Source organism: Pseudomonas sp. L13 (assembly GCF_009935965.1).
GTDB lineage: Bacteria > Pseudomonadota > Gammaproteobacteria > Pseudomonadales > Pseudomonadaceae > Aquipseudomonas > Aquipseudomonas lactis.
In genome coordinates this window covers 58,593-72,446 of sequence record NZ_QODJ01000020.1, presented here as the reverse complement: position 1 = coordinate 72,446, position 13,854 = coordinate 58,593, and the positions used below count along the sequence as shown (strand labels likewise).

The window sequence follows — 13,854 nt, the reverse complement described above, 5'->3', positions numbered from 1 at the left end:
GTCCTGTCGTGGCTTTAATGTAATCGGTGAATGAATCAGGCCATAACGCTAGAAACTGCTCTGGATTTTCACCCCCGCCACCCAGGCATTGTCCACCTCGCTGACGCCTCCCGGACTGCGTACATACTGAATATTAGGGCGGATGATCAACCACTTCGTCGCATGCACGCCATAGTACAACTCGGCGTCGTATTCATTGCCCTGCACCGGCTGATAGGCGGGGTTGTCATAGTCCGTCTGGTTGTTGGCCTGATTGAGCGCTTTTTGATTGTTGCGATAACGCGAGTTGGTGCTGACCCGCGCCACACCCAATCCGAGGTCGTCCTGGGGACGGGCATCGAATAGACCTTTATAGGTCAACCCTGCCTGAACAAAATGAGCGACCTGACTGGTTTCCCGATCCTGCACCGTGACGTTGGCGAACAGCGACAAACCACGGCCGGGATCACCGTTATGAGTGGTGATCTGCTGCTGTGCGACCAACCAATAACCATATTTGCTGTCCCGTGAAACAAGGCCGCTGGACACGTCACCGGGCACTTCACGGCTTTCAACGTCGGTTGCATCGGCGGTGCTGTAATAGGCGCCGACCCGATACTCGCCGGGTAACGAGTTCACAGTCGGAGTCCAAAGCAGCTCGATGGGCAGGATCAAACCTTTGCCGCCACTCATATTCAGTTTGAAGCCGTTGTTGTCTTCCAGCAGCGAGGGGTTGTGTTCGTAGGCCCCCACTTGCACGAACACTTGCGGTGCCAGCTCATACTTGACGCGCCCGGCCCACTGCGAGATCGGCCAGTTGTACCAGATTCCGCTGCCCGCCCAGTTGCCCATCTGGGAACCGCACAACGCCAGGTTCTGGAAGTCGCAGGGGAAGCTGTTGAAATCCTCGCCTTCGCCGAAACGCCCGAATTTGACGTTGAGTTTTCGGTCGAGGTAGGACTGGCTGATCCACATCTGCGTCAACCGCCACGTCTGCCCTCTCCCCCAGACTTCCTGGGTCGACGAATACATCGGGGCACGTGGGTCGCTGATGCGGTCATTGGTGATGTTGCGACCCTCCCGTTCGGTGATGGCCAATTTAAAAGTTGCATCGTGCCACCCGAAGATCTTTTCCAGGTCCAGTTTCGCGCCCAAGGTGAACTGCCCACTCCAGCGCGCCGTTCGATCCTGGTCATAACCGCCGTGAGCGTTGTAACCCAACTCCCCGACATAATCGAGGGTGAAGTCATAGCCCTTCTCGAGAAGTTCGCTGCGGGTCCCTCCCCAATCTCCGGTCATGCCCACTGCATCAGGGTCGAAAGCTCCGGCCGCCGTGGCCAGACTGGATATCGAGAATGCTCCAGTAGCGATAAAACTTGTCATCAGGGTGCAGGAAAGCCTCCCGCGCGAATGAGCGTTATACATTTGTGGCGACCTCTGTTGTTATTGATATGAGTCTTGAGCGCACAACCGTTCGATCACGGCATGTTTGAAACATGCCGCGTCGATTCACTGACAGCGTTTAAATCATTGCTTAACTAACTTTCCTGCATGGCTTACAACGAAGCTTGGAACTCCGGCAACGCCTCGAACAAGTCCGCCACCAGGCCGTAATCGGCCACCTGGAAGATCGGCGCTTCTTCGTCCTTGTTGATCGCAACGATCACTTTGGAGTCTTTCATGCCGGCCAGGTGCTGGATCGCGCCGGAGATACCGACCGCGATGTACAGCTGTGGTGCAACGATCTTGCCGGTCTGACCGATCTGCATGTCGTTGGGTACGAAACCTGCGTCGACCGCGGCGCGGGAAGCACCGACGGCAGCGCCCAGCTTGTCAGCCAGGCCGTACAGGTGTTTGAAGTTGTCGCCGTTCTGCATGCCGCGGCCGCCAGAAATGACGATCTTGGCAGCGGTCAGTTCAGGACGATCGGACTTGGCCAGTTCTTCGCCGACGAAGCTGGAAGTGCCAGCGTCATGGGCAGTAGCAACCGCTTCAACCAATGCCGAACCACCTTCAGCGGCAACCGGGTCGAAACCGGTAGCACGTACGGTGATCACCTTGACCGCAGCGTTCGACTGAACGGTAGCGATGGCGTTACCGGCGTAGATCGGACGCTTGAAGGTGTCAGCGCTTTCAACCGAGATGATCTCGGAGATCTGGTCAACGTCCAGCTGCGCAGCAACGCGCGGCAGGATGTTTTTGCCGTTGGAAGTGGCGGCAGCCAGGATGTGGCTGTAACCAGCGCCCAGTTCGGCGACCAGCGGTGCTACGTTTTCCGGCAGTTGGTGAGCGTAGGCGGCGTTGTCGGCCACCAGCACTTTAGCCACGCCAGCGATTTTCGCTGCGGCTTCAGCCACGGCGCCAGCACCCTGGCCTGCAACCAGAACGTGGATGTCACCACCCATTTTGGCGGCGGCAGCCACAGTGTTCAGCGTGGCCGGGGCCAGCACTTTGTTGTCGTGTTCAGCAATAACCAAGATAGTCATTTCAGGCTCCTTAACTCAAAGCACCTTCGCTTCGTTTTTCAGTTTCTCGACCAGTTCAGCCACCGACTTAACCTTGATACCCGCGCTGCGTGCAGCAGGCGCTTCGACTTTCAAGGTTGTGTTGGTGGAGGCGGTGGAAACGCCCAAAGCGTCCGCAGTCACTACTTCGAGAGGCTTCTTCTTGGCTTTCATGATGTTTGGCAGGGACGCATAACGCGGCTCGTTCAAACGCAGGTCGGTGGTGACGATGGCCGGCAGTTTCAGGGAAACCGTCTGCGCGCCGCCGTCGACTTCGCGAGTCACGGCAACGCTGTCGCCGCTGATTTCGACTTTCGAAGCGAACGTGCCCTGACCGTAGCCGCTCAGTGCCGCGAGCATCTGGCCAGTCTGGTTGTTGTCGCTGTCGATGGCTTGTTTGCCAAGGATCACCAGCTGAGGCTGTTCCTTGTCGACAACCGCTTTCAACAGTTTGGCAACGGCCAGGGACGTCAGTTCTTCAGCAGATTCGACGAGGATGGCGCGGTCGGCACCCAGAGCCAGCGCGGTGCGCAGTTGCTCTTGAGCGGTGGACGGGCCGATCGAGACGACGACGATTTCAGTTGCAACGCCTTTCTCTTTCAGGCGTACAGCTTCTTCCACTGCGATTTCGCAGAACGGGTTCATCGACATTTTGACGTTAGCTAGATCGACGCCGCAATTGTCCGCCCTGACGCGAACTTTCACGTTGTAGTCGACCACCCTTTTGATTGACACAAGGAGTTTCATTACTGTTTTCCACCGTTTTTAGAGGTATTACTTGACGACCGGTAGCTTTGAACGATCGATGGTGAACGCCACTGCGATGATAAGGATCACGCCGAAAACGATCTGTTGGGCAAACACGCTGACACCCACGAACGTCATGCCGATCCGCACCACGGAAACCAGCAGCGCACCGATCAGCGTTCGCCAGACACCGCCTACGCCACCGGTTAATGCCGTACCACCCACCAGCACCGCCGCGATTGCTGGTAGCAGGAATTCATTGGCCAAGGTGGGCGAACCGCTGGACAGCCGTCCGGCCATGATGATTCCGGACAAGGCTGCCAGACCGGCCGACATGGCGAAGGTCATGATCTTGATGCGATTGACGTTGATACCTGAGGCCCAGGCAGCAGGCTCACCCGCCCCAATGGCATTGCTGAACCGTCCGAACGCCGTTTTGCGTTGCAGGAAAAGGCACAGCATCAACACAAAAAACGCCACCCACACTTCATTGGGAATGCCGCCGCTCTGCCCGGTGACCCAGCCAAACCAGGCGTCGCGTTTGGCGCCGTCGATATTGATCGAGCGGTTGTTCGACGCCAGCATGGTAATGCTGGTGACGACCCCGCCCACTGCCAGGGTGACAATGAAGGAGGGAATCCGTAGCCACGTATGCAACAGTCCGTTGAGTGCGCCAGCGGCAATTCCCACGCCAAGGCCGATGGGAAATGCCCAGAATCCATAGGCCGGCAAGAGCAGCGCAACGATCACGCTGGACATCGACGCAACGGCCTGTGAAGACAGATCAATGCCACCGATCAGCAACACAAAAGTGATACCGGTCGCCATGACAAACAAGGTCGACGTGTCGGCGATCAGGCCAAGGACAGCGCTGGGTTGAATGAAGCCGGGGTCATACCCGGCGATCAGTGCAACCAGGACAATCAAGGCGAACAAAGGCGCCTGGGTGCGAAATCCGCTAAGGGAAATGGGCATGTTTGTGCTCTCTCAAACCATGTACTTGATCAGGTCTACCTGCTGCGGCTTGGCGCCGGGCAGGCAGTCGAAGGACTGAGCGACTTCACCGTCACGCATGACCAGAATCCGGTGACTCAGGCCAATCATTTCCTCCAGCGTGTCGGCGGTCAGAATCACCGAAACGCCTTGGGACGTGATTTCGCGAATCAACTGATAAACGTCTTCCTTGGCCCCCACATCCAGCCCGCGAGTCGGGTGATCGAGGATCAGGATCGTCGACCCGGCATTTCGCCATTTGGCCAACACCACTTTTTGCTGGTTGCCCCCGCTGAGGTTGAGCAGCAAAGCATCGGGGCCGGGGGTTTTGATGCTCAGACGCTTGATCCAGTCTTCGGCAATCGAGCGCTCCTTGCGCTCGTCGAGCAGGCCAAACGAGGTCACTTGGCCGATACGGGCCAAGGTCATGTTCTGCGCCACGCTGAGCATCGAAACGATGCCTTCGACCTTGCGCTCACGGGGGATGTACCCGATCCCGGCGCGAATCGCCGGCCCTGGCCCTGCCCCCTCCAGACGACGGCCCTGCACCTGGATTTCACCATGGGTCTTGGGCATCAAACCGGCCAGCACCCGGCACAACTCTTCACGGCCTGAGCCAATGACCCCGGCAATGCCCAGGACTTCGCCGCGATGCAGATCGAAGTTCAGGCCGGAGAAACTGCCCTCCAGCGAGAGGTCCCGGGCCGACATCACCACGTCAGCCAGACACGGCTGTTGAAGGGATTCGCGGTAGTATTCAGCGTGCAGCGAACGACCGACCATCAAGGTGTGCAAACGCTCTTTCGAGGCCTCGGCGGCGGGCATCTCTGCCACCACTTCACCGTCCTTCATCACATACACCCGATCACTGAGGTTGAGCAACTCGTCCAGTCGATGGGACACAAAGATGAATGACGCACGGGATTTCAGTTGCCGCACCAAGCGGAACAACGTGTCGATTTCCCGTTGTTCGAGTGCCGAAGTCGGTTCATCCAGCAGGATGACCAAATGACCCTCCGTGCGCTCTTCAAGTGCCAGGGCTTTGGCCAGTTCAATCATCTGCCGTTGACCGAAGCTCAACTCACTGCACAGCAAACCCGGATCGATATCCAGGTTGACCTTGGCCAATTGCAGGCGTGCTGCGCGATGAAGTTTTTTCCAGTTCAAGCATCCGAAGCGCGAAAATTCGTCTTCGCGGCCCATGAACAGATTTTCAGCGACCGACAGGTTGAGCAGGATCGATTGCTCCTGATACACCATCGCGATGCCATGCGCCGTGGCTCCACGCGGACCGTCCAGCACAATCGGCGAACCGTCCAGCTCCAGATGACCTTCGTCGGGTTGGTAGACACCGGTCAGGATCTTCATCAGCGTCGATTTGCCGGCACCGTTTTCACCGATCAACCCAACCACTTCGTGCTTGCGGACTTCAAGCGAGATGTTCTTCAGCACGGTGATGCCGTTGAACCGTTTACCAACATTATTGAGCGTGAGCATGGGGCCTCCTCACTTGACGATCCGTGCTTTCGCACGGTCGAGGGCAATGGCGACAGCCGTGATAATCAACACGCCCTGCACACCTTGCTGGACGTAAGGCGCGACCCCCATCAGCACCATGCCGTTGCTCACCACCACAACGATCAAAACACCCAGCAACGTCCCCAGCGGGCTGCCATTGCCACCCGCCAATGAAGCGCCGCCGACGACAATCGCCGTGATCGCCGTGAACAGTTGGCCCTGCGCAATCAACGCATGCCCTTGCCCGAACTGGGCGACGGCAAGGATGGCCGCGAGCCCGTAGAAGGCACCGGCCAAGGCGAAAACAGTGATTCGCGTGCGGTTGATGTTGACCCCGTTAAGTCGCGCCAAGTCTTCCCCGCCGCCGATGGCCAGCGCATGACGACCCAATACCGTGTGCCGGGAAATGAAGTGAGCGACGCCCAGTGCCAGCACCACGATCCAGACCGATACCGGCAATCCCATCAAACGCTGCAGCGCAATCGCACGGATATTCATATCGAGTACCCGCACGGTGTTGCCTTCCAGTAACGCGGTGGCCAGGCCGATACCGACAAAGCCGACGCCCAGCGTGGCCATGAACGAGGGGATGCGCAGTTTGACTTGTAACAGGCCGTTGATAAGGCCGGTCAATGCACCGACCAGGATCGCCAGCGGCAGCGCCCAAAAGCCAATGGCGTAGCCATTGAGGTTGTTGCCGATCAGCAAGGCGAGGCATACCGCCGAGACCGCGACAACCCCCTCAACGGAAAGATCGATACTTCCCATTTGAATAACGAACATTCCACCCAATGCCATCAGCAACGGGATTGAAGAGGTGGTGGCTATGCGCGCCAGGTTCATCGGGTCAAAGAAACTGGGATTGACCGAACCAATGAGCAGGCCGATGAGCAGCAGGACAATAAGCGATGAAAACCGTCGCAGGCGGGCCATGACGATAACTCCGGAAACAGACATGAAAAAACGTTCATGCGCCACCACCCCTCAGCATCGCGGGGCAGCAAGAACAAGAAAGACCGTGACTCAACGGCTACGCGTTATAGCGAATGGGCCCGGCAAATCGGCCCCAGAAATCGCTGACATCCAGTGTCGGCGTCGCCTTGAAGTTGGCCGCGTAAAAGGCTTCGACGTTCTTCTTCGTGATCAACTGCGGACGAACATAGAATTCGCGATGCTCGTGAGGCTCTTTATCCGGATCCAGCTTGCCGGTCTTGGCCGCATGCGCCAGCGCCAATCCCATACTGCCGAGCCAGTACGGATCCAGGTTGGAGGTCGCGACGTATTCACCGGTACGAATGGCATCGACTGCCTGTTCGACAGCATCGATACCGACCACCGGAATCGCACCCGCCAACCCTTCGCCACGCAACGCTTCCAGTGCGCCCATGCCCATATCGTCGTTGGCGCACCAAATGCCTTTGATCTCGCTGCCAAAACGCGTTAGCCAAGACTGTACGATTGGAAACGCTTTGTTTGCGCTCCAGTCGGCCGCCTGGAAATCCAGCAGTTTGATGTCAGGGTATTTTTTCAATGCAGCGTCGAGACCGCTGCGGCGCCCAATCGATGCAACGTTACTGAAGATACCGCCCAAGCCGACGATGCCGCCCTTGCCACCCATCGCTTCGAACAGTTCAATGGCCACCGCCTCCCCCACGGCCTGGCCATCCTCGGCCATGTGTGCCACCCAGTACGGGCTGTAGTCCCAGGGATGCATGTCATCCGGTTTGTTCCAGATGGTCGTAACGTATACGCCAGCCTTGACGCATTGCTCGATGATCACGCGGGCGTCGGCGGAATCGTTCGGTTCGACGTTGAGAATCAGGTTACCGTCCGTCTTGGCGATCAACGCACGAATATCGGCAATGCCCTTCTGGCTGTTGCCTTCGGTCACCAGTGGGGAATATGGCAGCTTCAGACTGGCGGCGTAGGCTTCACCACCCCGATTGAAAATCGCGTGGTAGGGATTGGTCAGCGAACGGAAGGAATTGGAAAAAGTCAGCGTCGTCTGTGCCCACAGCATCGTGGGAAACAAACTCGCCACCGCGCCGGCGCCAGCCAGGCTGGCGGCACCCATCAGCAGCTTGCGACGGCTCAGTTCAAGGAGCCGGACTGGATCATTTTCATTGTTGTTATTCATGTGGCCTCCGGATGCGCTTCACCGGGTGAGTAGCGCTTTATTGTACTTATTAGTAACCAACTAGTTATTTATAAAACTATTGCAGCGAGGATGCAATCCTCAGGAATTGGACAAGGTCAAAAAATCTACGGATGGTTGATTGCGATGAAGTTCCCGCGCATCAAAAACAGCGATCGATGCATGGGAACCCGAGCCTTATACGGTTTGATCGTGGGTTTGACGACCAATCCTGGTCTGCACCTCGGACGGCGTCAGCGTGCGACCCAGCAGCAGATCGGCACCTTTCTCGGCAATCATGATCGACGGTGCATTGGTGTTGGCGCTGATCAGTCGTGGCATCACTGAAGAGTCGATCACGCGCAGGCGCTGCACACCGCGCACCCGCAGTTGCGGGTCGACCACGGCCATCTCGTCGACGCCCATCTTGCAGGTGCCGACGGGGTGATAGCCGGTTCTCCCAGAGTGCCGTGCATAGTCTTCGTAGTCCGCCTGGGTGCGCACACGGGCGCCTGGAAAATGCTCGGACTTGAGATAACGGCTCAGGGAGTGCTGGGACATGATTTCACGGCTCAGCTTGATACCTTCAACCGACACATGCAGGTCATAGGGGTCACTGACGTAGTTGGGATCGATCAATGGCGGTTGCAGCGGATCCGCGCTGCGCAACCGGACACTGCCGCGACTGCGAGGACGCAGGAAATAGGAGTTGAGCGTACAGCCAGAACCAGAAGGAACAGGTGGAATACCGGCCTCAACGCCGGCCCCCGGCAAAAAGTGAAACTGCAGATCAGGCGTAGTGGAGCGCGAGTCGCCGTACCAGAAAGCTCCCGCCTCAGCGATGTTCGAGGTCACGGGGCCTTTGTTGAACAGCTTATATTCCAGCCCGGCCATCAGCATCATGTGCGGTTTAGCGTACTTATCCAGGCTTTGCGAGCCCTTGAGCTCATACACGATATCGATGTCGAAATGGTCTTGCAGATTTTGCCCTACCCCCGGCAAATCCTGCTTGACGGTAATGCCCAGATTGGCCAGTTCCTGAGCCGGGCCGATACCTGACAGCATCAGAATTTTCGGTGAGCCGATAGCGCCCGCAGCGACTACCACTTCGCGCTCGGCTGCGGCGAATTTCACCTCCCGTGAACCGCTGCCCTGAACATACTCCACGCCAGTGGCCTGGCCGTTTTCGATGCGAATCCGCGTGACTAGGCATTCGGTCTGGATGGTCAGATTGGGTCGATTCCGAATCTTGCTCAAATAGCCTTGTGCCGCGCTGCAGCGGCGTCCACCACGTTGTGTCACTTGATAGGCGCCGCATCCTTCTTGTTTGGCACCATTGAAGTCGGCGTTGTGCGGAATGCCAGCTTCCTGGGCAGAACGGATAAACGCCTTCGTCACTTCATTGACAGTGATCAGATCGGAAACGCCCAAGGGACCGTCGGTGCCGTGGTACTCATTGGAAAACCGTTCGTTGTCCTCAGCCTTGCGAAAATAAGGCAACACATCGCGATAAGACCAGCCACGACAGCCCTCCTCCTGCTCCCAATCGTCGTAGTCCTTGGCGTTGCCTCGGGTATAGACCATCGCGTTGATCGAGCCACCTCCGCCCAGGACCCGCCCCTGCGGAAAGAGAATCGAGCGATTCTGGATATCACCCTGTGCCACCGTGTCATAGCCCCAGGTCAGAGGCCCACCCGTCATCTTGAAAAAGCCGACCGGCATATGAATGTAAGGGTTGGTGTCGGCAGGCCCGGCTTCCAGCAGCAGTACTCGAACATCAGCCGGCTCGCTCAGCCGCGCGGCCAGTACGCAGCCGGCCGAACCACCGCCGATAATGACGAAATCGTACATTTTGTTGTCTCCAGTCTTATTTTTGTACTGACACAGTTCAGACTTCAACCCAACGCGGGCGCTCTCCCAGCTGTACGTGGACAGACTTGAGTTCAGTATATTCCTCAACCCCGTAGCGACCGGTTTCTCGTCCGATACCCGATTGCTTGAAGCCGCCAGAAGGCAATTCCGGACCACCGGCAATGGTGGTATTGACCCACACCCGACCCGCCTTGATTTGCCGCGTCGCTTGCAATGAGGTTTCCATATCACGACTCCAGATGCTCGCGGCCAGACCGAACGGCGTGTCGTTGGCCAGGCGCATGGCCTCATCGAAATCGTCAAACGCGGTGATGGTCAACACCGGACCAAAGATCTCCTCGAGGGCGATGACCATATCCGCAGTCACCTGACTGAAGACCGTCGGTTGCAGGTAAAGCCCTTGCGCGGATTCGATCCGGCTACCGCCATGAACGAGTACGGCCCCTTCTTTGCGGCCTTGCTCGATGTAACCGAGGATTCTCTCCAGATGACGTTGCTCGGTAATCGAACCGACCTGCGTCGACTCTTCCAGCGGGTCGCCGATACGGACTTTTTCGATCAGCGTCAGTATTTTTCGGGTCAATTGCTCTTCGACTGAACGGTGCACCACCAATCGGCTGCCACTGACACAGCACTGCCCGGCGTTGAAGCAAATGCCAAACACAATGGCATCGGCCGCCGCGTCCAGATCAGCGTCGGCGAAGACGATCTGCGGATTTTTTCCGCCCAACTCCAGGCCAATTTTCTTCATGTTGCCCGCAGCGGCAGCCATGGTCAGGCGACCGACTTCAGTGGAGCCGGTGAACGACACCATATCGATGTCCGCATGCCCGGAAATCGCCTGGCCCACCACCGACCCCGGGCCGGTCAGGACATTCACCACGCCATCGGGCAAACCGGCCTGCTTCAATAGCCCGGCCAGCATCAATGTGGTGCCGGACGTCAGCTCGCTAGGTTTTACAACTACCGTACAACCCGAAGCGAGAATAAAGGGCAACCGTTCTGCGAGAATGAAGAAGGGAAAATTCCACGGTGTAATCAAGCCCACCACACCGACGGGCTCGCGGGTTACCAACCCGAGCATGTTGTCGCCCAGATTGTTGAATGAGTCGCCGTGCAGCGCCCTTGCTTGCCCGGCGGCATACTCCCAGATACCCGCGGCAGCGAGCACTTCACCACGGGACTGATTGATCGGCTTTCCGGTTTCGAGGGTTTCACACAGCGCCAGTTCTTCGCTGTTCTCACGAATCAATGCGGCTGTCTGCAGCAGCACTCGGGCACGAAAATCCGCCGCGGACTTGGCCCACGGCCCGTGATCAAAAGCCCGTCGCGCCGCCGCCACTGCCTGATCGACATCCACCACGCCACCCGATGGATAGACACTGACAGGCACATTGTGCGCAGGGCTGAATCGCGTCACCTGTTTGAGCGCCGAACCCTGGGTCCATTGCCCGTCGATGAACATGTCGAAATGTCGTGGCTGCGTTGGCAGTTGATTGGTCCGGGTGATGCCATTGTTGTTATTCACAAAAACGTCCTCTGTACAGCGTTTATTCAGGCAGCCGATACTCAAAACTCATCGAGAACCACTTGCCAGCCAAAGACATATAACTAACCAGTTGTTTACATTCAAGCCTCAAGCTAAGCTTTATTTGTCAGCCGCAAGCCCCACAGCTAAGCTCATCGCCCTTACCTCTGCGGCAAACCATTTCTGCGTTATGAGGAACAGCACCTATGCTCTGGAGAGCGTTTTAAATGCCCAAGAAACTCATCGAAGAGGCGTCGGTACGTCCTACTCGCGATTCCGATGCCACGCGCCTGAGAATTCTCAACGCGGCTAAAATCGAGTTTGCGAAATTGGGACTTGGCGGTGCTCGCATTGACAGCATCGCGCTGAGAGCCAAATCCAATAAACGGATGATTTACGAGTACTTCGGCAATAAAGAAGGCTTGTTCGAAGCTGTGCTTGAACTGGCCTATCAAGACATTCGCCAGGCCGAACGCAAACTCAAGCTTGAAGAACTGGAACCCGTCGAAGCGATCAGCAAACTGGTGAGCTTCACCTGGAAGTACTACCTGAAAAACCCGCATTTCCTGACCCTGGTCAACAGCGAAAACCTGCACAAGGCCGCGCACTTGAAGCGCTCCCGGGAAAAGATGCATGACATGCATGCACCTATGGTTTCGATGGTCGCCGAGATCCTCGATCGCGGTGTCGCACAAGGCGTGTTCCGCGAAGGTATTGATCCGATCCAGCTGAACATCACGATTGCGGCGATCAATTACTACTACCTCAACAACCGCTTCACCGGCGAGATCATCTATGGCTTCGACCTGATGTCCCCCGAAGCGCTGCAAACCCGTATTGACTTCAATATCCAGACGATCCTCGGCATGCTTCGCCCCGATTGATTCTGCCGCACCCGGCAGCCCCTTTTCGCTCGAGCGCAAGCCAAAAGGGGCCGACCTCATACCAGCCCCGCCACTTCCACATCACGCACAATGGGCACGAATGCCATACGGTCCAGCACGTCACTCTGGATATCGACACCTTGCGCAACCTCGATCAATTCAATGCCATCGGGCGAAAGCCTGAATACCGCGCGCTCCGTCACATAGAGCACTTCCTGCCCGGCAAGAACGGCTTGTGGACCGCTGAAGGTGATGTGACGGACTTTCTCCACCAGTTTGGGGACCTCACCGAGGCGATTGAGTTGCAACTCGGTGCCGACCTTCGCCACCTCCAGCCCCTTTGCCTCGAACGCCCCGCAAAACACCACTTTGCGCGCGCCCTGGGTGATGTCAATGAAACCACCGGGACCGACCAGCGTGCCCCCCAGATTCGACACATTGACGTTGCCCTGGCTGTCCATTTCGCCCATACCGAGAAACGCCAGGTCCACCCCGCCACCGCTGTAGAAGTCGAATTGATCAAGGGAGGTAACAATCGCTTGCGGGTAGCGCGCGGCGCCAAACATCGCGCCGCCCATCATCCGGCCGTTGTGAATACCCTGCTCGATGCTGCCCCAATAGCTGTCTTGCAACCCGCGCTCAGCGAGTAATGAAGGGATGCCGCCCGGAATGCCAAAACCGAAATTCAAAGACATGCCGGGCATGAATTCGTCAGCGGCGCGTTGCGCGATGATTCGACGAATGTCGTCGGGAATGGCTTTCTCGGTCTCAGCCGATTGCGCAAGGCGTTCACCGCTGATGGCCGGGTCGTAATCCGCCGCCACACACTGGCGCTGCTCAGGGACGACCACCACTTCATCGATCAGCACACCGGGAATCCGCACCAGTCGCGCCGGAACAAAAGCACTGTCGCTCAGTTCACGCACCTGCACATACACCTTGCCGCCACTGTTATGGGCTGCCAGCGCCAATGCATAGGCATCCAGGTCCGCCGCCTCGTGGCACAAGGAGATGTTGCCGCTCGGGTCAGCCAGGCTACCGCGGACAATCGCCACGTCGACCTTGAACGGCTTGTAGCGCAGGTATGTTTTGCCTTCAATCTCCAGGCGCTCGACGATGCTTTCGGTTGCCCGCGCGTTGCATTTGCCTCCGGCAACCAACGGATCGGCGAATGTCCCCAGGCCAATATGGGTGATCAGACCTGGACGCGCCGCACCGATTTCACGCATCAGACTCATGATCACCCCGGCGGGCAGGCTGTAAGCCTCGATTGCGTTATTGCGTGCCAGCGCTTGCATCTTTGCCGACCAACTCCAGTGCCCGCCGATGACCTTGGCCACCAACCCTTCATGAGCGAGCCGCTCCAGACCGCTTCCCTGTCCGTCACCAATGCCCAAGGCATGCACTACGGTCAGCCCGCAGGGGTGGCCTGTACGCAGAAACGAATCTTCGATGGCTGCGAGCAGGGCGTCAGGTTCCAGCAGAGTCCCTGAACCACAGACCGCGATCGTGGCCCCATCGGGAATCCGGCTGGCCACTTCTGACGCTGATGAACAGCTTCTTTTCATTGTTTTTTCCTCATCAATACGCTTGCTGCAATCGGACCCGATTTTTTCAGAGAGCGCTTGACGCTTTCCAAAAGGACGCATTAAATAAATAACCGGTTGGTTACTTAAATTCACTTTAATCCAGCTG

General features: G+C 57.5%; 11 protein-coding genes. 1 reads left to right on the top strand and 10 read right to left on the bottom strand.

Features of this window, described 5'->3' with window-relative positions:
- Positions 1–48: 48 nt before the first annotated feature.
- The 9 genes from DK871_RS12565 to DK871_RS12525 form a co-directional block, all read right to left on the bottom strand.
- Positions 49–1,404 carry a carbohydrate porin gene (locus DK871_RS12565; protein WP_161905255.1) on the bottom strand — a complete coding sequence of 452 codons (1,356 nt, stop codon included), beginning with the start codon at positions 1,402–1,404 and terminating at the stop codon, positions 49–51.
- A 131-nt stretch (positions 1,405–1,535) separates the two neighbouring features.
- Entirely contained in the window at positions 1,536–2,465 is a 930-nt protein-coding gene (locus tag DK871_RS12560; RefSeq protein ID WP_161905254.1) for an electron transfer flavoprotein subunit alpha/FixB family protein, read from the bottom strand.
- Positions 2,466–2,480: 15 nt separating this feature from the next.
- Positions 2,481–3,230 (bottom strand): electron transfer flavoprotein subunit beta/FixA family protein, encoded by a 750-nt coding sequence (locus DK871_RS12555; protein ID WP_161905253.1) that lies wholly within the window; start codon positions 3,228–3,230, stop codon positions 2,481–2,483.
- A 27-nt stretch (positions 3,231–3,257) separates the two neighbouring features.
- Positions 3,258–4,166: an ABC transporter permease gene (locus tag DK871_RS12550; protein WP_256677452.1), complete on the bottom strand. Its 909-nt coding sequence runs from the start codon at positions 4,164–4,166 to the stop codon at positions 3,258–3,260.
- 51 nt (positions 4,167–4,217) lie between these two features.
- Positions 4,218–5,720, bottom strand: coding sequence for a sugar ABC transporter ATP-binding protein (locus DK871_RS12545; protein WP_161905251.1), 1,503 nt, complete (start codon positions 5,718–5,720; stop codon positions 4,218–4,220).
- 9 nt (positions 5,721–5,729) lie between these two features.
- Positions 5,730–6,719, bottom strand: coding sequence for an ABC transporter permease (locus DK871_RS12540; protein ID WP_309137756.1), 990 nt, complete (start codon positions 6,717–6,719; stop codon positions 5,730–5,732).
- Between the two features lie 52 nt (positions 6,720–6,771).
- Positions 6,772–7,878 carry a sugar ABC transporter substrate-binding protein gene (locus DK871_RS12535; protein WP_161905250.1) on the bottom strand — a complete coding sequence of 369 codons (1,107 nt, stop codon included), beginning with the start codon at positions 7,876–7,878 and terminating at the stop codon, positions 6,772–6,774.
- Positions 7,879–8,073: 195 nt separating this feature from the next.
- Positions 8,074–9,726, bottom strand: a complete 1,653-nt coding sequence (locus DK871_RS12530; protein ID WP_161905249.1) for a GMC family oxidoreductase — start codon at positions 9,724–9,726, stop codon at positions 8,074–8,076.
- A gap of 37 nt (positions 9,727–9,763) precedes the next feature.
- Positions 9,764–11,275 carry an aldehyde dehydrogenase family protein gene (locus DK871_RS12525; RefSeq protein ID WP_309137755.1) on the bottom strand — a complete coding sequence of 504 codons (1,512 nt, stop codon included), beginning with the start codon at positions 11,273–11,275 and terminating at the stop codon, positions 9,764–9,766.
- 227 nt (positions 11,276–11,502) lie between these two features.
- On the opposite strand from DK871_RS12525, the gene DK871_RS12520 reads away from it, so the two are divergent.
- Positions 11,503–12,159 carry a TetR/AcrR family transcriptional regulator gene (locus DK871_RS12520; RefSeq protein ID WP_161905248.1) on the top strand — a complete coding sequence of 219 codons (657 nt, stop codon included), beginning with the start codon at positions 11,503–11,505 and terminating at the stop codon, positions 12,157–12,159.
- A gap of 56 nt (positions 12,160–12,215) precedes the next feature.
- Here DK871_RS12520 and DK871_RS12515 read toward each other — a convergent pair whose 3' ends face one another.
- Positions 12,216–13,841, bottom strand: a complete 1,626-nt coding sequence (locus DK871_RS12515) for a CoA-transferase (RefSeq protein ID WP_309137754.1) — start codon at positions 13,839–13,841, stop codon at positions 12,216–12,218.
- Positions 13,842–13,854: the final 13 nt, after the last annotated feature.

What these genes read in the sequence shown, in the direction of transcription:
- DK871_RS12565 (WP_161905255.1), bottom strand. Translation starts at nt 1,404, where the DNA reads ATGTATAACGCTCATTCGCGCGGGAGGCTTTCCTGCACCCTGATGACA.
- DK871_RS12560 (WP_161905254.1), bottom strand. Translation starts at nt 2,465, where the DNA reads ATGACTATCTTGGTTATTGCTGAACACGACAACAAAGTGCTGGCCCCG.
- DK871_RS12555 (WP_161905253.1), bottom strand. Translation starts at nt 3,230, where the DNA reads ATGAAACTCCTTGTGTCAATCAAAAGGGTGGTCGACTACAACGTGAAA.
- DK871_RS12545 (WP_161905251.1), bottom strand. Translation starts at nt 5,720, where the DNA reads ATGCTCACGCTCAATAATGTTGGTAAACGGTTCAACGGCATCACCGTG.
- DK871_RS12535 (WP_161905250.1), bottom strand. Translation starts at nt 7,878, where the DNA reads ATGAATAACAACAATGAAAATGATCCAGTCCGGCTCCTTGAACTGAGC.
- DK871_RS12530 (WP_161905249.1), bottom strand. Translation starts at nt 9,726, where the DNA reads ATGTACGATTTCGTCATTATCGGCGGTGGTTCGGCCGGCTGCGTACTG.
- DK871_RS12520 (WP_161905248.1), top strand. Translation starts at nt 11,503, where the DNA reads ATGCCCAAGAAACTCATCGAAGAGGCGTCGGTACGTCCTACTCGCGAT.